Annotated in this window: 21 protein-coding genes; 14 read left to right on the forward strand and 7 right to left on the reverse strand. The window is 63.9% G+C overall.

What is annotated here, in order from left to right; translation table 11 throughout:
* The first annotated feature begins 53 nt into the window (after positions 1-53).
* The 7 genes from sfsA (at position 54) to ACXYMR_RS00185 (ending at position 6,854) form a co-directional block, all read left to right on the forward strand.
* Positions 54-761 carry a DNA/RNA nuclease SfsA gene (gene sfsA / locus ACXYMR_RS00155; protein ID WP_458940712.1) on the forward strand — a complete coding sequence of 236 codons (708 nt, stop codon included), beginning with the start codon at positions 54-56 and terminating at the stop codon, positions 759-761.
* Positions 758-1,222 carry an acyl-CoA thioesterase gene (locus tag ACXYMR_RS00160; RefSeq protein ID WP_458940713.1) on the forward strand — a complete coding sequence of 155 codons (465 nt, stop codon included), beginning with the start codon at positions 758-760 and terminating at the stop codon, positions 1,220-1,222. The genes sfsA and ACXYMR_RS00160 overlap by 4 nt, the downstream gene beginning before the upstream one ends.
* A gap of 74 nt (positions 1,223-1,296) precedes the next feature.
* Positions 1,297-2,979: a M28 family metallopeptidase gene (locus ACXYMR_RS00165; RefSeq protein WP_458940714.1), complete on the forward strand. Its 1,683-nt coding sequence runs from the start codon at positions 1,297-1,299 to the stop codon at positions 2,977-2,979.
* A gap of 96 nt (positions 2,980-3,075) precedes the next feature.
* Complete coding sequence (gene map / locus ACXYMR_RS00170; RefSeq protein ID WP_458940715.1) at positions 3,076-3,912, forward strand: type I methionyl aminopeptidase; 837 nt, start codon at positions 3,076-3,078, stop codon at positions 3,910-3,912.
* 4 nt (positions 3,913-3,916) lie between these two features.
* The gene (gene radC / locus ACXYMR_RS00175) at positions 3,917-4,597 is read left to right on the forward strand and encodes a RadC family protein (RefSeq protein ID WP_458940716.1); all 681 of its coding nucleotides are present in this window, start codon (positions 3,917-3,919) and stop codon (positions 4,595-4,597) included.
* Between the two features lie 125 nt (positions 4,598-4,722).
* Entirely contained in the window at positions 4,723-5,508 is a 786-nt protein-coding gene (locus tag ACXYMR_RS00180; RefSeq protein ID WP_458940717.1) for a hypothetical protein, read from the forward strand.
* 83 nt (positions 5,509-5,591) lie between these two features.
* Positions 5,592-6,854, forward strand: coding sequence for a threonine synthase (locus ACXYMR_RS00185; protein ID WP_458940718.1), 1,263 nt, complete (start codon positions 5,592-5,594; stop codon positions 6,852-6,854).
* A gap of 36 nt (positions 6,855-6,890) precedes the next feature.
* Here the strand turns inward: ACXYMR_RS00185 and ACXYMR_RS00190 are convergent, their stop codons facing one another.
* Complete coding sequence (locus ACXYMR_RS00190) at positions 6,891-8,099, reverse strand: serine hydrolase domain-containing protein (protein ID WP_458940719.1); 1,209 nt, start codon at positions 8,097-8,099, stop codon at positions 6,891-6,893.
* Between the two features lie 148 nt (positions 8,100-8,247).
* Between ACXYMR_RS00190 and purB the strand changes: the two genes are divergently transcribed.
* The 3 genes from purB (at position 8,248) to ACXYMR_RS00205 (ending at position 10,910) form a co-directional block, all read left to right on the forward strand.
* Positions 8,248-9,549 carry an adenylosuccinate lyase gene (purB, locus tag ACXYMR_RS00195; RefSeq protein ID WP_458940720.1) on the forward strand — a complete coding sequence of 434 codons (1,302 nt, stop codon included), beginning with the start codon at positions 8,248-8,250 and terminating at the stop codon, positions 9,547-9,549.
* A gap of 229 nt (positions 9,550-9,778) precedes the next feature.
* Entirely contained in the window at positions 9,779-10,339 is a 561-nt protein-coding gene (locus ACXYMR_RS00200) for a pyridoxamine 5'-phosphate oxidase family protein (RefSeq protein WP_458940721.1), read from the forward strand.
* A 76-nt stretch (positions 10,340-10,415) separates the two neighbouring features.
* The gene (locus tag ACXYMR_RS00205) at positions 10,416-10,910 is read left to right on the forward strand and encodes a hypothetical protein (protein WP_458940722.1); all 495 of its coding nucleotides are present in this window, start codon (positions 10,416-10,418) and stop codon (positions 10,908-10,910) included.
* A gap of 73 nt (positions 10,911-10,983) precedes the next feature.
* Here the strand turns inward: ACXYMR_RS00205 and ACXYMR_RS00210 are convergent, their stop codons facing one another.
* The 6 genes from ACXYMR_RS00210 to ACXYMR_RS00235 form a co-directional block, all read right to left on the reverse strand.
* Positions 10,984-14,016, reverse strand: a complete 3,033-nt coding sequence (locus ACXYMR_RS00210) for a M10 family metallopeptidase C-terminal domain-containing protein (protein ID WP_458940723.1) — start codon at positions 14,014-14,016, stop codon at positions 10,984-10,986.
* Complete coding sequence (locus tag ACXYMR_RS00215; RefSeq protein WP_458940724.1) at positions 14,013-14,453, reverse strand: hypothetical protein; 441 nt, start codon at positions 14,451-14,453, stop codon at positions 14,013-14,015. Before ACXYMR_RS00215 ends, ACXYMR_RS00210 begins: the two co-directional genes overlap by 4 nt.
* A 301-nt stretch (positions 14,454-14,754) precedes the next feature.
* On the reverse strand, positions 14,755-15,966 hold the full coding sequence (locus ACXYMR_RS00220) for a glycosyltransferase family protein (RefSeq protein WP_458940725.1): 1,212 nt from the start codon (positions 15,964-15,966) through the stop codon (positions 14,755-14,757).
* Between the two features lie 29 nt (positions 15,967-15,995).
* Positions 15,996-16,817 carry an aldolase/citrate lyase/malate synthase family protein gene (locus tag ACXYMR_RS00225; protein WP_458940726.1) on the reverse strand — a complete coding sequence of 274 codons (822 nt, stop codon included), beginning with the start codon at positions 16,815-16,817 and terminating at the stop codon, positions 15,996-15,998.
* Entirely contained in the window at positions 16,814-17,242 is a 429-nt protein-coding gene (locus tag ACXYMR_RS00230) for a dTDP-4-dehydrorhamnose 3,5-epimerase family protein (RefSeq protein ID WP_458940727.1), read from the reverse strand. Before ACXYMR_RS00230 ends, ACXYMR_RS00225 begins: the two co-directional genes overlap by 4 nt.
* Before the next feature lie 163 nt (positions 17,243-17,405).
* Complete coding sequence (locus ACXYMR_RS00235; RefSeq protein WP_458940728.1) at positions 17,406-17,729, reverse strand: DUF1476 domain-containing protein; 324 nt, start codon at positions 17,727-17,729, stop codon at positions 17,406-17,408.
* A gap of 238 nt (positions 17,730-17,967) precedes the next feature.
* On the opposite strand from ACXYMR_RS00235, the gene purC reads away from it, so the two are divergent.
* From purC to purQ, 4 genes are all read left to right on the forward strand, one after another.
* Entirely contained in the window at positions 17,968-18,729 is a 762-nt protein-coding gene (gene purC, locus ACXYMR_RS00240; protein WP_458940729.1) for a phosphoribosylaminoimidazolesuccinocarboxamide synthase, read from the forward strand.
* Positions 18,730-18,893: 164 nt separating this feature from the next.
* Positions 18,894-19,064, forward strand: coding sequence for a hypothetical protein (locus ACXYMR_RS00245; protein WP_458940730.1), 171 nt, complete (start codon positions 18,894-18,896; stop codon positions 19,062-19,064).
* 201 nt (positions 19,065-19,265) lie between these two features.
* Positions 19,266-19,511 carry a phosphoribosylformylglycinamidine synthase subunit PurS gene (purS, locus tag ACXYMR_RS00250; protein ID WP_458940731.1) on the forward strand — a complete coding sequence of 82 codons (246 nt, stop codon included), beginning with the start codon at positions 19,266-19,268 and terminating at the stop codon, positions 19,509-19,511.
* Positions 19,512-19,520: 9 nt separating this feature from the next.
* Positions 19,521-20,183 carry a phosphoribosylformylglycinamidine synthase subunit PurQ gene (gene purQ / locus ACXYMR_RS00255; protein WP_458940732.1) on the forward strand — a complete coding sequence of 221 codons (663 nt, stop codon included), beginning with the start codon at positions 19,521-19,523 and terminating at the stop codon, positions 20,181-20,183.
* Position 20,184 lies beyond the last annotated feature (1 nt).

The raw sequence follows: 20,184 nt of genomic DNA on the forward strand, positions 1-20,184 counted from the left end.
TGAATTTCGCTACGCCCCGGGATATATGAGAGGGCAGAGGAGAAGTCCAAGCGATGAAATTTGCCACCCCCCTGCTGCCGGGCCGGCTGGTCCGGCGCTACAAGCGCTTTTTCGCCGATGTCGAGCTCGCCGACGGCACATCGGTGACCGCCCACTGCGCCAATACCGGCGCCATGACCGGGATCAAGGACGAGGGCCTGCCAGTGTGGCTGTCCCCGGCCGACAATCCCAAGCGCAAGCTGAAATACACCTGGGAACTGGTCGAGGCGGAAGGCACGCTGATCGGCACCCTGCCCCACCTCGCCAACGCCCTGGCCGAGGAAGCCGTCGAGGCCGGTCGCATCGCCGAACTGGCCGGCTATGACAGCCTCCGCCGCGAGGTGAAGTATGGCGAGAACTCGCGCATCGACCTCCTGCTGGAGGGCGAAGCACGTCCGCCCTGCTGGGTCGAGGTCAAGAATGTGCACTGGAAGCGCGGGGACGGTATCGCCGAATTTCCCGATGGCGTGACCAGCCGCGGTGCCAAGCACCTGGGTGAGCTGGCGGCCCGTGTCGCGGCCGGTGACCGGGCGGTCCAGCTTTTCGTGGTGCAGCGCGAGGACTGCGACGTGCTGCGCCCGGCTTCCGACATCGACCCGGTCTACGCCCGCACGCTGCGCGCCGCGGCGCAGGCCGGAGTCGAAGTGCTCGCCTATGCCTGCCGGGTGAGCCCCGAGGAAGTGGAGATCACCAATCCCATGACCGTGGAGCTGGGAGCATGAGTGGCGCCGGCTGGGACCTGCCTGATCCGTATATCCAGCTCGTTACCGTCACCAAGGCCGACATGGACGCGTTCGGGCATGCCAACAACGCCCGGTACCTGGAATGGGCCGATGCCGCCGCCTGGGGCCATTGGGACCAGCGCGGCCATACGCTGGAGGAATGCGCCGAGGAGGATCGCGGCATCGCCATCGTGCGAACCGAGGCGGACTATCTCGGTCATGTCCGGGCCGGCGACATCCTGGAATGCGCGGTCTGGATCACCGCCTCGGATGGCAGGCTGCGGGCCGAGCGGCGCTACCAGTTCCGCCAGCAGGCAAGCGGCGCCACCGTGTTCCGCGCCATCACCCAGGTCGTCAGTTTCCGGCTGTCCACCGGACGCCCGGCCCGGATGACGCCGATCTTCGCCGAGCACTACAGCGTCCTGCCCAGTGTGGCGGCTGCGCTGGCGCGCCAACATTAACAGAACGAACATTGTTCACTTCTGCCAGCCCTCTATAGTCCGCGCCAGAAAATGACCGGATCAGGGGAGTTCCGATGAAGTACGTGATTGCCGCCCTCGCCGGGCTGAGCCTCGGCGCCTGCGATGCCGAGCTTGCCAGCAACGGTAGCGATACCGCGGCCGCGCCGCCCCGCGAAGGCGCCTTCCAGCCGGACATCTCGGCGACCCATATCGAGGCACACATCCGCTTTCTGGCCTCCGACCACCTGGCCGGACGCGATGCCGGCTCGCCGGGTTATGAGATCGCTGCAGATTACGTCGCTGCGCAGATGCGCCTGCTCGGCCTCGAGCCGGCCGGCGAGAATGCCTCGTACTTCGCCGAAGTGCCGATGCAGGACGTGCTGGTCGACCGCGATTATGCGAACTTCACCCTGGACGGCGAGACCTTCGCCTATGGCGAGGGTGTCGCCATCGCCTCCAACCCCAGCGTCCTGGAAGCGCAAGTCAGTGGCGAGCTGGTCTTCGTCGGCCACGGCGTCTCGGCGCCGAACCGCGATCATGACGACTATGCCGACCTCGATGTCGACGGCAAGATCGTTGTCGTCATGCCCGGCGTTCCCGGCGGCCTGCCCAGCGAGGAACGGGCCCACCACAATTCCGGCACCACAAAGCGCAATGTCGCCGCCGCCCATGGTGCCGTCGGCATGATCACCCTGGGAGACTGGACCGATGAACAGGGCCAGGCCTTCCTGGCCCGCTCCGAAGGTCGCTCGGTGGTCCGCCTGACCTCCGCGACGGGACCGTCCGGGTATGACCAGATCCAGGTCGAGGCCACGCTCGGAGAGCGGCTCTCTGCGGCCCTGTTCGAGGGCGCAGAGATGAGCCTGGAGGAAGTCGAGGCGGCGATGGAGGGCGAGAGCGCCAGCTATCCGCGCTTTGCCCTGCCGCACACCGTCACCATGCGCCAGCGCACCCTGTCCGAACCGTTCAGCGACCCCAATGTGGTCGGCATGATCCCGGGCAGCGACCCGGAGCTGGCCGACGAGATCGTGGTCCTGACCGCCCACCTCGACCATATCGGCGAAATCACCGACGACATGCGCGGCCGCGGCGGCTGCCGCACGGATGATGAGGACACGGTGTGCAATGGCGCCGTCGACAACGCCTCGGGCATCGCCGTGATGCTGGAAACCGCGCGCACCTTCCAGACCGAGGGGGCGCCGCGCCGCAGCGTGGTGTTCGTGGCGCTGGCCGCCGAGGAGAAGGGCCTGCTGGGCTCCGAGCACTTCGCCCGCAACCCCACCGTCCCGGCCGAGCAGATCGTGGCCAACGTCAATCTCGACATGCCGGTGATCGTCTATGAATTCTCCGACGTTATCGCTTTCGGCGCCGAGCATTCCAATCTCGGACCGATCGCAACCCGTGCCGCGGCGGCCCAGAATGTCGCCGTGTCGCCGGATCCGATCCCGCAGCAATCCCTGTTCGTCCGATCCGACCACTACAACTTCGTGCGCGAGGGTGTGCCGTCGCTCTTCCTGATGACCGGCTTCTCATCCCCGGACCCGCGCTGGGACGAAGGCGAAGGCTTCATGGGCTTCCTGCAGACCCACTATCACACCCAGAATGACGAGCTCGACGACCAGCTCGACGTGCTGTTCGACCAGGGCGCCAAATTCGCCAACATCAATTACGTCATTGCCCGCGAGATCGCCGACAGCGACGAGCGTCCGGCGTGGAATGAGGACAGCTTCTTCGGCCAGCTCTACGGCCGGGATTGATCTCCCGCTTTCCAACCCCAGGGTGAATTTGCAGGCGCGCGCCGTTCCAAACGGCGCGCGCCTCGTCTATATGGACGGGGATAATAGGAGAGCGCATTGAATACTGCCTACGAGACCGTGTCCGACGACGACGTCACCACCCCGCGTGACGGACGCATCAAGCTGCATGGGCCGGAAGGTTTTGCCGGTATGCGCAAGGCCGGACGCCTGGCCGCGCAGACCCTGGACATGCTGGCCGAACACGTCACCGCCGGCACGACCACGGCCTATCTCGACAAGCTGGCCCGCGAATTCGCCTTCGACCATGGCGCCACCCCGGCTACCCTCTTCTACCGCGGCTATCGCCACTCCTCGTGCATCTCGATCAATCACGTGGTCTGCCACGGCATTCCCGGCTCCAAGCAGCTGCGCACCGGCGATATCCTGAATATTGACATCACCCTGGTGGTGAATGGCTGGCATGGCGATACCAGCCGCATGTTCACTGTCGGCCAGCCCAAGCGGAAGGCCGAGCTGCTGATCGACACCACCTATGAGGCCATGATGGCGGGCATCAATGCCATCGAGCCGGGGGTCACGCTGGGCACGATCGGCGCCATCATCCAGGAATATGCCGAGAGCCGACGCTATTCGACGGTGCGCGATTTCTGCGGCCACGGCCTTGGCCAGCTCTTCCACGACAGCCCCAATGTGCTGCACTTCGGCAATCCCGGCGAAGGCCCGGAGCTCAAGCCGGGCATGTTCTTCACCGTCGAGCCGATGCTCAACCTGGGCAAGCCGGACGTGAAGGTGCTCAATGACGGCTGGACGGCGGTGACCCGCGACAAGTCGCTGTCGGCGCAGTTCGAACACTCCGTCGGGGTGACCGAGGACGGGGTGGAGATCTTCACCAAATCCCCCAAGGGCCTCGACAAGCCGCCCTACAACGTCTGATGCCATGGCGGACGCGGCGCACCATACCGGTCACCGCGAACGCCTGCGATCGAAGCTGGCTTCGGCTGGCGGCGAGGCATTGCACGACTACGAGCTGCTCGAGCTCTACCTGTTCCGCTCCATCCCACGCCGCGACGTCAAGCCGATTGCCAAGGCGCTGATCGCCCGCTTCGGCGATCTCGGCGGTGTGGCTCACGCCCCGACAGATCAGCTGACCGCGATCGACGGGGTCAGTGCCAAGACGGCGGCGGAACTCAAGCTGATCGCTGCCCTGGCCGAGCGGCTGGCGCGTGAACAGGTCATCGGCCGCCCGGTCATCGCCTCGTGGTCGGCGCTGATCAATTACTGCCGCATCGCCATGCAGCACGCCACGACCGAGCAGTTCCGGGTGCTGTTCCTGGACCGCAAGAACAAGCTGATCAGCGACGAGGTGCTTGGGCGCGGCACCATCGACCACGCTCCGGTCTACCCGCGCGAAGTGGTCAAGCGCGCCCTCGCCCAAGAGGCCTCCGCCCTGATCCTCGTGCACAACCATCCGTCCGGTGACGCGACACCGAGCCAGGCTGACATCGAAATGACGCGCAGTCTCGCGGAGGTCTGCAAACCCTTCGACATCGTGGTCCACGACCACCTGGTGATCGGCCGCGAGAACACGGCCAGCTTCAAGACGCTCGGCCTGCTTTGACGGTCAGTTTGCCAGTCATGGCAGGCCAAACCGGCGCCAACCGAGATTGGGTCGGAACCCTGCACGCGGGGACCGCGTTGCTTGCATGAGATTTGAACACGAACGAAGTCCACGAGGCCCGTGTCATGCGTACCATCAATATCCTCGCCGCCGTGTCGAGCGCCGCCCTGGTGGCGGCCTGCTCCGCGGGCGAAGCCTCAGAGCCGCCGCGCAGCGTCGTCGCCATGGAACCGGTCGCCGAGACCGAACTCCAGGGCGGCGTCGTGGCTGCCCAGCGCGATGGTGCCCGCGAGGTTCATTTCCTAGCGTTTGACGACAGCGGCCGCTTTGCCGTGGAGCCTATGTTCACCGTCTCCATGCCGACCGTGCCGCATGATCGCAACTTCCGCATCTCGTTCAGTCCGGACGCCCAGGCCAGCCACGTCCTGGTCGCCGACTGCAACAAGGGCGGCATCCCGGACATGCGCATCTTCGACAGCCGCACGGGCGACATGGTCACCGACATGACCGAGGGCTTCCTGGACCAGGTCATCGAGCGCACCGACATATCCATCGGCGACCTCGACCTGGTCGAGACCTGGTGGACAGATCAGGACGACTTTGTCGTGCAGGTCGCCGTGACCCGCGAAGACGGCACCGCGATCGACGATCTGCTGCTGCGCTATAACCTGAGCGACCACGAGAACGGCAAACGCGCCGCCATCGCCGAGTTTGTCCGCTTCCCGTCCGGTCAGCTGCCCACCGCCGCCCCGCGCGACTTTGCCCCGGCCCCGCACGAATTTGATGCCAATTACCGCCTGCGCGCCGTCGACGGCCGCATCACGCTCGACGGTTTGCCCGTCGCGGGCGGCCCGGTCGACGTGGCCCATGTCACCGGCGTGATCAATGTGCCGCTGAGTGCCGGCGCCTGATACCCGAATCCCCTCCGAACGACCGCAGCCTGAGCGGCGTTTCCTGACCGCGGCGCTTTTGCAAGCGTCGCGGTTCTGTCTTGATGTCTGTAACAAGTTTCCAACCGGAGTTCGTGCGCATGCAGGTCCAGGCCAATTTCTTCTCTCATCTGGAATGTTCCGAGACCGGTGAGCGGTACGACAAGGACCAGCCCCACAATCTCTCCCGTGCCGGCAAGCCGCTGCTGGCCCGATACGATTTCGGCAAGGCCAGGGCGTCGATCGATCGCGGAGCCATTGCCGCCCGCGATGGCGGATTCTGGAAGTGGCGCGAACTCCTGCCTGTCATCGACGACAATGATGTGTGCAGCCTTGGCGAGATCGACACGCCCCTGATCGACGTGCCGGCCACGGCCAAGGCGTCCGGTGCCACCGGCCGGGTCACGGTCAAGGATGAGGGCCGCCTGCCGACCGGTTCGTTCAAGGCCCGCGGTCTCGCCCTCGCCGTCGCCATGGCCCATTCCTTCGGCCTCAGGCGTCTGGCCATGCCAACCAATGGCAATGCCGGTGCCGCCCTGTCGGCCTATGCCAGCCGCATGGGCATGGAAAGCTGGTGCTTTGCCCCGGAGGACACGCCGGAGGTCAATCTGCGCGAAATGGCGCTGCAGGGCGCCCATGTCTACCGCGTCAACGGCCTGATCCACCATTGCGGCGCCCTGGTCGCGGAGGGCAAGGAGAAGATGGGCTGGTTCGACGTGTCGACCCTGAAGGAGCCCTACCGGATCGAGGGCAAGAAGACGATGGGGCTGGAACTGGCCGCCCAGCGGGGCTGGAAACTGCCCGACGCCATCTTCTACCCGACCGGTGGCGGCACCGGCCTGATCGGCATGTGGAAGGCCTTCGACGAGATGGAAGAACTCGGCTGGATCGGCCCGGAACGGCCCAAGATGTTCGCCGTCCAGGCGACCGGCTGCGCCCCCATCGTCCGCGCCTTCGAAATGGGCGAGCGCCATGCCGAGGAATGGCTCGACGCGACCACCGCCGCCATGGGTATCCGCGTGCCCAAGGCGATCGGCGATTTCCTCATTCTCGATGCCGTGCGCGCCAGCGGCGGGGTCGCCCTGTCGGTGTCGGAGGGCGCCATCGAACGCGCCCGCCAGACATGCGCCCGCGAGGACGGCCTCCTCCTCTGCCCCGAAGGCGCCGCGACCCTGGCCGCCATGCAGCGCGCCATCGCCGAAAAACTGATCGAGAAGGACGCCGACGTGGTGCTGTTCAATTGCGGGTCAGGGCTGAAATACGACATGCCGGATACGGCGAAGGCGCTGGATCGGCATGCCGAGATCGATTGGGAGTCCTTTGGCTGACCGCGCCCGGTACAGGCTCCGGGACTGGATCCGTCCCTACTCCTCGTCCACCGGCCAGCGCGAGGTGCCGTCCGGCAGCGCCGCGTCCATTCCCAGGAGCGTCAGCACAAGCTCGGGATAGATCGGGTCGGCACGGAGGTTGTTGAGCACGATGATCGCGATGTCGTCCTCCCGCGTTTCGCCCGGTATCATCTGCAACATCGCGGCATAGCCTGCCGCGCCTCCGCCATGGGTGTATATCCGCCCCCTCAGCTCTGGCGACAGCTGGGCGAGGTCGAATATCTCGATGCCGAGACCGAACTGGTGCACCCCGCCCTGGGCTTCCGACAGCCAGGCATCGGCGCCATGCGGGCGCTGCATTTCGGCGTGCACCGATGCCGGTAGCAGGGTGGCCCGGTTATAGGCCGCAGCAAAACGCGCGAGGTCGGCTGCCGTGCTGTACGGCACCCCCTCGACATCGCCATTGGTCAGCGGTCCGACCCGCCACACCTCGCCATTGCGCACCTCATGGCCATAGGCCAGTTGGCCATAGACCCGGTGCGCCACCATGCAGCCGGTGTCGTGCATGCCCAATGGCTCGAGAAGGTCACTTTCCAGGAGCTCGCAATACGGCCGGTCGTGCAGCGCTTCGAGGACCAGCTTCAACACCAGATAGCCGGAATTCGAGTAATCCACCGCACTGCCCGGTTCGAACTCCAGGGGCTGTGCGAAGGCTAATTCGACCAGCTCGCCTGCCGTCCGCCGGCGATAATCGATATCCGCGACCTCGTCAGCGCCGGCATCGTTGAGGAAGTCCGCCAGGCCCGACTGGTGGGCCAGCAAGTGGCGGATGGTGATCTGTTCGCCCAGACCGTCCGGAAGGTCGCCCAGGATGTTTCCGACCGGGGTGTCGAACTCGATCATGCCGTCGGCGACAGCGCGGCCAACGAGTTGGGCTGTAAACAGCTTGCCGATCGAACCGAGCCCGAACTTGGCGTCGAGCGTATTGGGGACAGACCATTCATAATCGGCCATGCCGGACGACACCGACAGCAGGGTCTCATCGCCTCGCATGACCAGCACGACTCCATGCTGCCGACCGAGCGCCTGATAACGCTCGACCACAGCGCCCAGCTGCTCGCCTGGTCCGACATCCCCGTTCTGCATGGCCAAGCCGGCCGGGGCCCCGGCGGGCGTGCAGGCCGCCATGAGACCTGCCCAAGCAGACACCACACCCGCCCCGATCCATCTGATTGCGTTCGGCATGACTTCCCCTCCCTTGCCTCACCCTATTAAGCGTGCCAGCGCACCGCAATTGCCGACTCTTCCGGCAGACTGGACCCCTGCCCCTTGACCTCCCCGCCATTCCGTCGCATCCCCCGCGCTTCTCCATCCCGCACGCCGGAGCACCCGCATGATTCCCCGTTATTCCCGTCCCGAAATGGCCGCCATCTGGTCGGATCAGAACAAGTACCGGATCTGGTATCTGATCGAGGCGCACGCGACGGAGAAGCTGGCCGAGCTTGGCGTGGTGCCGCAATCGGCGGTCGAGGCGGTGTGGAAGGCGAAGGATGTGGAGTTCGACGTCGACCGGATCAACGAGATCGAGGCCGAGGTGAAGCATGACGTCATCGCCTTCCTGACCCATCTCGGCGAGCATGTCGGCGAGGAAAGCCGCTTCGTGCACCAGGGTCTGACCTCGTCGGACGTGCTGGACACCTGCCTGGCGGTGCAGCTGCGCGACAGCGCCGACCTGCTGCTGGAGGGCATGGACCGCGTGCTGGCCGCCCTCAAGACCCGCGCTGAAGAGCACAAGTACACCGCCTGCATCGGCCGCTCGCACGGCATCCATGCCGAGCCGACCACGATGGGGCTGAAATTCGCCCGCTTCTACGCCGAGTTCGCGCGCAACCGCGAGCGCCTGGTGCGGGCCCGCGAGGAGATCGCCACCTGCGCAATTTCCGGCGCCATCGGCACCTTCGCCAATGTCGACCCGGCGGTCGAGGCGCATGTCGCCGAGCAGATGGGCCTGACCGTCGAGCCGGTCTCGACCCAGGTCATCCCGCGCGACCGCCACGCCCACTATTTCGCCGTGCTGGGCCTGATCGCCTCGGCCATCGAGAACATCGCCATCGAGGTGCGCCACCTGCAGCGTTCCGAAGTGCGCGAGGCCCAGGAATACTTCTCACCAGGCCAGAAGGGCTCGTCGGCCATGCCGCACAAGCGCAATCCGATCCTGACCGAGAACCTGACCGGCCAGGCCCGCCTGGTGCGCTCGGCGGTGGTGCCGGCCATGGAGAATGTCGCCCTCTGGCACGAGCGCGACATCTCGCACTCCTCGGTCGAGCGCGGCATCGGTCCGGACGCCAATGTGCACCTGGATTTTGCCCTGTACCGCACCGCCGGCATGATCGAGAAGCTCATCGTGCATCCCGAGCGCTGCGCGGAAAACCTCAACGCCTATGGCGGCATCCACAATTCCCAGCGCGTCCTGCTGGCCCTGACCCAGGCCGGCGCCTCGCGCGAGGTGTCCTACCGGCTGGTGCAGCGCAATGGCATGAAGACCTGGGATGAAGGCGGCATGCTGGTCGACCATCTCAAGGCAGACGATGAAGTCACCGCCATGCTGTCGGACGATCAGATCGAGGCCTGTTTCGACGAGGCCTACCACATGAAGCATGTCGACACGATTTTCGCGCGGGTGTTCGGGGAGTAGCGGACGCAATTCAGCAGCCCGTGCGGACACGGCGCGATAGCGCAGGTGGTACCATTGTTCCCTTGAAAGCCAGCGGGCCTCAGGGCCTTCACTCAGTCAAGGGTGTAACCGCTCCGCGGCGCGTCGCGCCCTTGACTGAGTGAAGGCCCTGAGGCGTCATCTCGGCAAGGAAATAATGGGAATTCAGGCGGCGTGGCCGCCCGTTGTCCGAACCAGGAAAGCCGCAGTCTTGGGCAAGATCTACGACCATATCGACGACCGCGTCCGCGCCTTCATCGAGGCGCAGAAGATGTTCTTCGTGGCGACCGCGCCCTCCGGCAGCGACGGGCACGTCAACGTGTCGCCCAAGGGCTATGACAGCTTCCGCATCCTCGACGACCACACCGTGGCCTATCTCGACCTCGGGGGGTCGGGCATCGAGACTGCCGCCCATGTGCGCGAGAACGGGCGCATCACCTTCATGTTCTGCGCCTTCGAAGGCGCCGCCAATATCCTGCGCCTGTACGGTCAGGCGGACGTGGTGCATTTCAACGAGCCGGGCTTTGCCGAGAAGCGCGCCCTGTTTGGCGATTTCCCCAAGGCGCGCGGCGTCATCACCGCCCGCATCACCCGCATCCAGGACAGTTGTGGCTGGGGTGTACCCTTCTACGAGTTCAAATCGGAGCGCGACCAGCTGATCCGGGTCAATGCCCACCGGACCGACGAGGAATGGCAAGCCAAGCGCTTTGCCGGCAACGCAACCTCGATCGACGGCCTGCCCGGCCTGGTGCGTCAAGAACCGGACGCCTGACGCGCCTGTGATCACCAGCTGCTGGGCGAAGGCGGGCGTCCGTGCTGAAATGCAGTCCTGTGTCGAGGTGACCGGAATGCGCTGTGTCCTGACCTGTTTGATCCTGCTGCTGGCGGCGAGCGCGGCCGCTATGGCCCAACCGGTGCCGGCGCGCGCTGAGCAGAACCGCCTCGCCGTGATCACCTTCAATGCCGCTTGGTGCGGCCCCTGCCACGTCATCGAGGCACGCATGCAGGACGTGCGGCCGCACTTCGAGGCGGCGCCTGTGGACTGGGTCGAGTTCGACTTTTCCTTCGGTTCCCGACGCTCAGAGCGCGAACACGCGGCTCGCGAGGGTCTCGTGACCCTGTACGACCGACTCGCCGGCCGCGCGGGCTTCATCGTGCTTTACGACCGCGAGCAGGAACAGGTGATCGAAGTCATAACCGTGCAGTATGACCGGGACGCCATGCTGATCGCGCTGGCCAGGGCGATATCCCATACGAGCGGAGGCCTGCACTCGCCTTCGACGGCCCTGGATGTGCCGCCCAGACCCCAACCGCACGCCTTCCAGAACCCGCCCGCCAGATAGGACTTCGCGCAGGATACCAGAACGCGCCCTCCCGGCGGGAAGGCGCGTTGGTGGTGCGTCGGACCGGATGGGGTCAGGACCAGATGTCGGCCTGGTCGTCCTGCTGCGAATTGAACCAGTCTGCCAGTGCCATCCCCGCTGCCGTCTCCGAAGCGTCGATATCGGTGGCAGACAGAGGCTCGCCGGTGGTCCAGGCCAGCTCGAGCTGATCGACGTGCGGATTGGTGTCGACGACCTCGCCCGCAACATAAATGAACTCGCTCGAAAGCGGCTTGGCGTTGGGCGTGAAGTCGAACGATCCACCGTTCACGGCCACCGCACCGTCAGAGAAGCTCAGCGCCTCGATCTCGAAGAGACGGTCAATACCGTCCGGACTGCCGGCGCGATTGTCGGTGACCCGGACAAGACCGTTCGATGGCACGTATTCCAGCGTGTAATCAGCATACGCGCCGCTGAACACGGCCGTGTCGGTATCTGCGCCGCCAATCAGCGTGTCATTGCCAGCACCGCCCTCGAGCCGGTCATTGCCGGCTCCGCCGTCGATATAGTCCTTCCCGGCACCGCCATTCATCGTGTCGGCACCCGCATCCCCGAACATGCGATCGCCACCCGCATCGCCATTGACGATGTCATCGCCGGCGCCGCCGCGGACATAATCGTCGCCGTCGCCGGCCGACAGCACATCATTGCCATCATCGCCGAACATCGCGTCGACACCCGATCCACCATTCAGCGTATCAATGCCCGTCCCGCCATAGAGCCGATCATCGCCGGCACCACCTTCGAGGGTGTCATTGCCGGAATCGCCGCGCAGCACATCATTGCCATCTTCACCGTTGAGGATGTCGTCGTCGGCTTCCCCCATCAGGAAGTCGTCGCCGGACCCGCCGTTCAGCACGTCATTGTCGGCACCACCCCAGAGGTAGTCCCGGTCGGCGCCGCCGGAGAGCGTGTCGATCCCCGCCTGGCCGTGCAGCATGTCAATTCCGGCGCCACCCTCGAGCGTGTCCGTGCCGTCGCCGCCATACATCCGGTCATTACCGGTCCCGCCGTAAAGCAGGTCATTGCCGGTATCGCCGACCAGGACGTCGTGGTCTGCTTCTCCGTAAAGGGTGTCGTCACCGGACTCGCCCAGCAACCGGTCGGATCCGTCGCCACCGTAGACGATATCATTGCCGGCGCCGCTCCAGATGAAATCTCCTCCGGCATCGCCGGAGATGGTGTCGATGCCATCATTGCCGAACAGGGTGTCGATACCCTCCCCGCCTTCGAGGATGTCATTGCCGAGGCCGCCATACATCCGGTCATCGCCGGTCCCGCCATACAGGCGGTCATCGCCGTCCTCGCCCTGGATGACATCATTCCCGGCGTCTCCGTACAGGCTGTCGTTGCCGAGCTCGCCCCACAGGCGATCGGCGCCATTGCCGCCGTTTACGACGTCATTGCCGTCGCCGCCGTAGATGAAATCACCATCATCTCCACCGGAGATGGTGTCCGCACCCTCATTGCCGAACAGGGTGTCGATCCCGGCCCCGCCATCCAGCGTGTCGGCGCCCAGGCCGCCATAGGCCCGGTCATTGCCGTCGCCACCGAAAATGGTGTCATCGCCTTCATTGCCGTGGAGAATATCGTAGCCGGCCTCGCCCCGCAGCGTGTCATTGCCGAGCTGGCCGACAAGAAGGTCGGTCCCATCGCCGCCATATATCGTGTCATTACCGGCACCACCGCGGAGGTCGTTATTGGCCGCGTTGCCTGTGATGACGTCATGCGCGGAACCGCCAATGGCATTCTCGATCACCGTGCCCAGAGAGATGATCAGATTGCCGGTCTCGCCACCGATACTGGAAATGCCGCCTTCGCGCAGATCGAGCACCTGATTGTCGGAGAAACCTGAATAATCGAGTGTATCAATGCCGCCGGAGTCGAAGATAGTGATGCTCGGGAAATTCCGTGCAGTGAAGCTGTTGGCGTCGAACACGGCCCGGCCGGCATTCGAGTTGAAGCCGTAGACCGTGTCACCTGCCCGCGTGTTCGTGGGCGTGCCGTACAGCGCCTGGACCGCATAGATGTCAGCGATCTGCGGCGTCAGGGTGAACCGGAACGACGCATCGATGTTCGGATTCTCCGACGGGAAGAAATACGACATGATCGACATCTGGGTGGAGTCGTTCAGGTACAGCGCATCGGTCGCGTACTCCGCATCCCCGTTGTAATTGCCGCCATGACCGAGCCCGAGCGCATGTCCGATTTCGTGGATATAGGTCTGCAGCCAGTAGCTGTTGAGAACACTCGGCGCCGTGCCATACCAGTCGGAGGCGATATTGATTGTCGCCGACACGATATGTCCATTGGTCACGGTAGAAGAGGCATAGGCGCCCTCGTCATTGTCATCGAAGACAATCTGTCCACCGGATTGAACCTGTTGGAAGATGATGCCGGTTACGTCCGTCCACAGGTCCAACGCCATGCGAGCCACGGCTCGGGTGGCGACAGGAAGCCCTGTAAGATTGACGGTAATGGTGTCACCGACACTCACGTCCCAGGACCGCGTCGACCCGCCCCAGTATTCCGAATTGAGGAAGTCGGCGACCTGCGGGACCGTATACTCCTCAAGCGGAGCGCGCTCGTTCACCGAAAGCGTGTAGGTGCCGGTATACCGGTCATCCCAGGCCGCCGCTGACAGGTAGTAGACGCCCGATGTTTCAGGAATGAAGGTCAGGCTGGCATTGCGCCCCGGCCCGCCATCATCGTTGAAGGTAAGCTCGGTGCCGCTCGCATCCATGACCCGCAGGAACGGGTCGATGAGAGCGTCTGCACCCGTGCCGTCCAGGGAGATCGTATAGGCCGTTCCGGCCACCAGCTCGACCCGGATCCAGTCATGGTCACCGACCACTTCGAGCTCGCCCGTATAGGTGCCACCCACCGTGATGTTCGCAGTCGTCGAGGTATTGGCCGGGATGTCGGAATACTGCGGTCGCGGCGGTGCACCCGCGCCACCGGCTGCGGCTCCGTCGGAACGGAAAGTCAGGATCGACGCCGTGCTGACATCATCCCCAAGGGACTCGATAAGATCATGAAGTTTGAAATGGTGGTCGTGGCAGCTCATGGCTTACTCCCCGTTCCTTGTCCTGCAGTCCGGTCCTCGCCCGTCCGGTCCATTAATACATCCGCCAAGCTGCGTGCCAGCTGGCGTATCGTCGGCTCGATCGTGGGCGCATCCATGGTGACGCTGGTCAGCTCGTCCACCAGGGTCCGGCGGGTGCCTTGAGGTCCCACCTCGACCATGCGGGCGGTGACCGCACGCCGTGGCCCGCCCGCCACCTCGATCAGAATATCCCCGGACCGATGTTCGCCGACCGCCTCGTCCGGTCCGCGTGCACCCAGCCCCCTGCTTCGCCACTCCGCTGCTACCGCAGCACACATCTGCGCGGACAGCTCGGTGTCCTTGCCGCCGGCGTCTGGGAAGACCACGCGCATCGCCGAGCCCGAAGGACTGACCGTGTCGCCGGATGCGACGGTCAAAAGCAGCGAAAAAGCGCTCACACCAGACTCGAATACTTTCTAAGCGACCGGACTTCTGCCCAGTATCGCTGCGGACTGCACGTTGAGCGAGGCGGCCAAGCGTCGCATCAACCAGTTTGCCGCATTGCTCTGGGAACACAATGGGCAACGACCGTCCCCGCTACAATTGGGGAAATGCCGCACCGCCTTGCCATCCCCCTTGTAAATCAATCGAAGCGACGGGGGGAGCCTGGCCCCACTTTAATTTATTATCCCGCACACGCTAGCCGGCTTCACCGTCCGAAGACCCTGCCGTCCACGCCGAAAAAAGATGCCGGCTCGGCTACAGCACACTGCGATGAAAATGGGTCAGCATCTGACCTTCCAGGCTGGCGGAGGCAATTTCCGCTGAGACTTTCCTTTGCCCCGCCTCGACACCTGCGACGCTGGCAGCCATTGCCACCTGAACCACCTCGCCCAGATCAGTGCCCTGATCGACCACGAAGACACCGTCGTCTGGACCGAACCGATTCTCCAGACAGGGGTTCGGGTCGCACACGACGCTGCTCCCCGCGCTCAAAGCGTTGACAACCCGGCCGTTGATCATCCCGGGATAGGTCGGATGAACAAAAAGCGTCACCTTCGTACGCGCAAGCAGACGAAAATATTCCTGTGCATCCCGCTTGCCCAGATATTCGATGTTTGATGGGGCGAGAGACCGACCTGTCGGCTCGTCGAGAATGGCAATACGCAATCCCGGATCACAACCCGCCAAGCGGCGTACCATCGATTGCCGCCGGTCAGCCCTGATACGCAGATCTATCAGGTTCAGGCATTTCGCCAGCGCGACCCTTTGCTTGTCCGAGCGCGCCAATTGCGTCAGTGGCACTCCGAAGGAGTCCTCGACGATCTCCGCGAATATTGTCCAAGGATAAACCTCATACTCGTCCTTGAGAGCCGCAATCAGGCGCTTGGAAAGGGGGCGAGGGAAACCGATTTTCTCTGCTTCGGATCCGATAAATTCAGCATCTGGAACTCCAGATCTCAAATCCATGGGAACGAGAACGTCAATATCCCGATCTTCGTTGAGGTTGGCGGCACCTGTGTCCGCAACTTCGCCCACGGGCAGTCCGGTCAGAGGAACCAGGTCGGGACCGCCGGGTCGCAGGAACTTGTGCGCGATTTCATACCCCGGTTCACGGCCGAACAGACGAAGTGACGACGATAATCCAACTATGTCTTCAACAAGAAAGTGTGCAAAAGGATGATCACCGATCATGCCAAATACTGGACAATCCACGATATCGGAAACGTTCACCGGTTCTGCTTGACGATGACTTAGCGCCAGGTTGAAGGCGTAACCGAGAAACAGGACTGCAGACTTCGCGTCGCAAAGCTTGGCAAGCTTATTGAAGAACCGGGTATCCGTTCGGCGCAACTCCAGCACGTCATGTCCGGCCTGTCGCCAAGCTTCGACGCGCGCGTCCATCAGGCGCGCCAGAAAGCCGTATTTGTACAGGGCCCCGGGATCGGGCATCAAAACGCCGATCAGCATTCGCTGGTCAGCACCGCCCCCCGCCACCATCAGCGATCAGCCGGGCGTTGTGGATCCCAATTGGCCAGCAATCGGGTCCTTGCGGCCTCGAGCTCTGCGCGCTCACTCCGCCGCAGTCTGTCATACGCCGACCGCAGGCGCTGCACCTCTTCCTTTAACACCGCTCGCCCGTCTATTCCCACCATGAAGGACCGGGACACGAAAGCTCCCCCAGACCCGAGGAGCGCCTGCACCGCAAGGAAATCATCGGCATTCAGGGGCAGGCTGTTGTCACCAACCCTGGCCACGCCCCCCACCATCACCTCCCGACCGGATTGACGCACTCGATCGACAGCGGCCTCCAGGGCATGGCTAACGAGGACTTCTCCAGGATGGGCGAGCCCTGCGGACAGGTGCAGGTCCTGCAACCCGAAATGGATTTCATCGACCTTGGCCCGCATCAGGATCGCGTCGAGCCGCATGAAGGCCGGGATGGTCTCCAGCAGGAGGGTGGTTCGCATTCGTCCGCCCACCAATCGACAAAACTCGTCTACCTCCTCCACGGTTTTGAAGAAAGGCAGGATGACGCCATTTGCCCCCAGCCCGGCAATTGTATCGATCTCCCTGCGGCTGCCGGCATGCAAAGGGTTTATCCGGACAGTCAGATCCCCCTGTCCGTTCAGGCTCTCAGCGACCGTCCTGACATCCTCAAGAGTGTGGCTGGAGATGCGGGAATCGAGACTCGCCTGCCGCGCGGCCTTGCCCAGGCATTCCAGATCCGGACCTATCCGATCAATGCCAGATTCCAACGCCCATCCGGAAATGACGGGGTCATTGCAGAACAGGGTCAACACGAAGCTGGAGCCGCTCATGGCGCAACATCGAAGGAGAACGGGATTTGGTCCGTATCTTGTGGCAGACGCCACTCGTCGGGGTTCTCGTAATCATAGGGCCGGTCGAAGAAGTTGATCGCCAGGCCATCGGTGTGACAGAGATTTTCAACACCGTGCCAGACCCCCGGAGGGACGACGAGGACAAGGGGCCGAAGGTCGCTGAGCCGGACCTGTTCCACGGTGCCCTTGGTCGGGGAATCAGGGCGTCCGTCAAACAGGACGACACGGAACTGGCCGTTGATCACCGAGAAGTGGTCGACTTGGTGCTCATGGCAATGCCAAGCCGAAACCTTCCGCGGCAGGTAGCGCACGCTGATGATATGGTGGATCGCCCGTCCCGAAACCTCCCAGTCGATCCGATAATGCTCTGTTGTCACGCCAGAGCGTGTCAGGATGTTCTTCATCTCCTTGAGCCGAACACCCTTGATCGCTGGTTGAGCGACTATCCAGTCGGGGTCTGAACTCTGGCGATCTTTTACGGCCCCCGGCAACATCCCCCACCTACCCCACCTTGAACGCTACAGGCCCATGCCTGACCAATCATCTAAGCATGCGCCTGACTGAAGGTCAGCTGCCAGTCTTAACCTGCAGCCGCGCTTCGGCCATCAGCTCGTCCATCTTCTTGCGCAGGAGATGGTCGGACAGCTCGACCTCGTGCTCGTCGAGATCAGCGCGCACCTTGCGGAACACGTCATGATCGCCGGCTTCCTCGAAATCGGAGGCGATGACGGCCTTGGCATAGGCGTCGGCATCGGCGCCGCTCTTGCCCATCAGCTCGGCCGCCCACAGGCCGAGCATCTTGTTGCGCCGGGCCGTCGCCTTGAACTCGACTTCCTGGTCGTGCGCGAATTTGTTCTCAAAGCCTTTTTCGCGATCATCAATGCCCGACATGGGTCTCTCCTCGAGGATGGAATATTGACCTCAGTGACTAGCTTGCGGGGCCCGCTAAATCAATCTTTGGCGCGCATCTGGACCCACACGCAGGCGAGGCGTTGCGAAGCCGTGCCCGCGCCTATATTTTGCCTGACTGACACGCGGTCCGGGCTCTGATTCGGGCCGCGTCTCGCTTTTTCACGGCTCTGCGCCTGCCAGACCGGCAGTTCGGGGGCCCGAGACCGGAGCGTCGCCCATGTCCCGCCGCAAGAAACTCTACGAAGGCAAGGCCAAGATCCTCTATGAAGGCCCCGAGCCGGGAACCCTGGTCCAGTACTTCAAGGACGACGCAACGGCGTTCAACAACCAGAAACACGCCACCCTCGAGGGCAAGGGCGTACTCAATAACCGGATCTCCGAATACATCATGGTCGGGCTCGGCCGGATCGGCATTCCGACCCACTTTCTCAAGCGCCTCAATATGCGCGAGCAGCTGATCCGCCAGGTCGAGATCATCCCGCTGGAAGTGGTGTGCCGCAATGTCGCTGCCGGTTCGATCTCCGAGCGTCTCGGCGTGCCGGAAGGCGAGCAGCTGCCGCGCTCGATCGTCGAATTCTACTACAAGAAGGACGAGCTGGGCGATCCGATGGTCTCCGAGGAGCACATCACTGCCTTCAACTGGGCCAGCCCCCAGGAGATCGACGACATGATGGCGCTGACCCTGCGGGTCAATGACTATCTGTGCGGCCTGTTCTCCGGCGCCGGCATCCGCCTCGTCGACTTCAAGCTGGAATTCGGCCGTCACTACGAGGGCGACATGGTGCGCACCGTGCTGGCCGACGAGATCAGCCCGGACAGCTGCCGGCTGTGGGACCTGGAGAGCAACGAGAAGATGGACAAGGACCGCTTCCGTCGCGATCTCGGCAATGTCACGGAAGCCTATGCCGAAGTGGCGCGACGCCTCGGCGTCATGCGCGAAGGCCCCCGCCCCGCTGCCAATGACGGCCAGGGAAAATAGTTTGCACCCGGCCGCCTCGCCACTTCGCGAGGCGGCGCATGGGCTTGCCAAGCTGTCTTCAGAATGCACCTCATCTCCGGCGGCAAAAATCGCCCGAACCGGCGGGAACTGCAGACCTTGGCCGGCGTTTCCTGGATGTTGCTCATAACCTTCAGGAGATGACCATGAGCCAAGACAAGGGCAAGAACCGCGAGACGGAAACCAAGAAGGACCGTCAGACCGGGAACAAGAAGCCGCAGCACCAGCAGCAAGGCGGCATCAACAAGCAGCCGGGCGGCACCCAGAACCCGTCCCAGCCCGGCAAGAAGCCCGGCAAGGACAACCAGCAGCGCTAAGCGCCTGGAGCGGACCGGCCAAACCGGTCCGCAAACCCTCCGTGAGAACCGGTCGGAGCCTCGCTCCGGCCGGTTTTTTGATGTTCGCAGCGCGCGCCCGTCCCGCTGCGCTGACGGGCATTGCGAGGAGGATTTGCGCCGCACGCGATAGCGCTTTATGCAGGGGCCAAATGTCGTGACCAGCACAAGCGAGTCGAGCCCGTGAAAGCGAAAATCCACGTCTACCTGAAACCCGGCGTCCTTGACCCCCAGGGCGCCGCCGTCGCTGGCGCGCTGCACAATATGGGCTATGACGAGGTCACCGACGCCCGCCAGGGCAAGCTGATCGAGCTCGACATCGAGGGCCGTGACCGCGACGCGGCGCGCGCGAGGGTCGAGGAAATGTGCCAGAAGCTGCTGTCCAACCCGGTGATCGAAAACTATTCGATCGAGCTGGACGAGGGCTAGGTCGGTTCCATGAAATCCGCTGTCATCGTCTTCCCGGGCTCCAATTGCGACCGTGACGCCCACGACGCCATCAAGGCCGTGACCGGGACCAGCCCGGCCATGGTCTGGCACCAGGAAAGCGAGCTGCCGGACGGCACCGAGTTCGTGATGGTGCCCGGCGGCTTTTCCTATGGCGACTATCTGCGCTGCGGGGCCATGGCGTCACGTTCGGCGATCATGCCGGCGCTGGTCGCCCACGCCGCCACCGGCGCGCCGATGCTGGGCGTGTGCAACGGCTTCCAGATCCTCACCGAGAGCGGTCTCCTGCCCGGCGCACTGATGCGCAATGCCGGCCTGAAGTTCATCTGCGAGCGCACGCCGCTCACCGTTGCCAACGCCGAGACCCGCTTCACCTCGGGCTATGAGGACGGTGCCGAGCTGATCATCCCGATCGCCCACCATGACGGTAATTACTTCGCCGACGATGCCACCCTCGACCGCATCGAGGGCGAGGGCCAGGTCGTGTTCCGCTATGGCCGCAATCCGAACGGCTCGGCCCGTGACATTGCCGGCGTCGTCAACGAGCAGGGCAATGTGCTCGGCCTGATGCCCCACCCGGAACGCGCGGTGGACGCGAAGCACGGCGGCACAGATGGGCTGAAAATGTTTGAAACGCTCTTGGGGAGCGCGTGAC

The organism is Maricaulis sp. CAU 1757 (genome assembly GCF_054482675.1).

Coding starts and splice junctions, on each gene's coding strand:
- sfsA (WP_458940712.1), top strand. CDS start 54: ATGAAATTTGCCACCCCCCTGCTGCCGGGCCGGCTGGTCCGGCGCTAC.
- ACXYMR_RS00160 (WP_458940713.1), top strand. CDS start 758: ATGAGTGGCGCCGGCTGGGACCTGCCTGATCCGTATATCCAGCTCGTT.
- ACXYMR_RS00165 (WP_458940714.1), top strand. CDS start 1,297: ATGAAGTACGTGATTGCCGCCCTCGCCGGGCTGAGCCTCGGCGCCTGC.
- radC (WP_458940716.1), top strand. CDS start 3,917: ATGGCGGACGCGGCGCACCATACCGGTCACCGCGAACGCCTGCGATCG.
- ACXYMR_RS00180 (WP_458940717.1), top strand. CDS start 4,723: ATGCGTACCATCAATATCCTCGCCGCCGTGTCGAGCGCCGCCCTGGTG.
- ACXYMR_RS00185 (WP_458940718.1), top strand. CDS start 5,592: ATGTCTGTAACAAGTTTCCAACCGGAGTTCGTGCGCATGCAGGTCCAG.
- ACXYMR_RS00190 (WP_458940719.1), bottom strand. CDS start 8,099: ATGCCGAACGCAATCAGATGGATCGGGGCGGGTGTGGTGTCTGCTTGG.
- purB (WP_458940720.1), top strand. CDS start 8,248: ATGATTCCCCGTTATTCCCGTCCCGAAATGGCCGCCATCTGGTCGGAT.
- ACXYMR_RS00205 (WP_458940722.1), top strand. CDS start 10,416: ATGCGCTGTGTCCTGACCTGTTTGATCCTGCTGCTGGCGGCGAGCGCG.
- ACXYMR_RS00210 (WP_458940723.1), bottom strand. CDS start 14,016: ATGAGCTGCCACGACCACCATTTCAAACTTCATGATCTTATCGAGTCC.
- ACXYMR_RS00220 (WP_458940725.1), bottom strand. CDS start 15,966: ATGCTGATCGGCGTTTTGATGCCCGATCCCGGGGCCCTGTACAAATAC.
- ACXYMR_RS00225 (WP_458940726.1), bottom strand. CDS start 16,817: ATGAGCGGCTCCAGCTTCGTGTTGACCCTGTTCTGCAATGACCCCGTC.
- ACXYMR_RS00230 (WP_458940727.1), bottom strand. CDS start 17,242: ATGAAGAACATCCTGACACGCTCTGGCGTGACAACAGAGCATTATCGG.
- ACXYMR_RS00235 (WP_458940728.1), bottom strand. CDS start 17,729: ATGTCGGGCATTGATGATCGCGAAAAAGGCTTTGAGAACAAATTCGCG.
- purC (WP_458940729.1), top strand. CDS start 17,968: ATGTCCCGCCGCAAGAAACTCTACGAAGGCAAGGCCAAGATCCTCTAT.
- ACXYMR_RS00245 (WP_458940730.1), top strand. CDS start 18,894: ATGAGCCAAGACAAGGGCAAGAACCGCGAGACGGAAACCAAGAAGGAC.
- purQ (WP_458940732.1), top strand. CDS start 19,521: ATGAAATCCGCTGTCATCGTCTTCCCGGGCTCCAATTGCGACCGTGAC.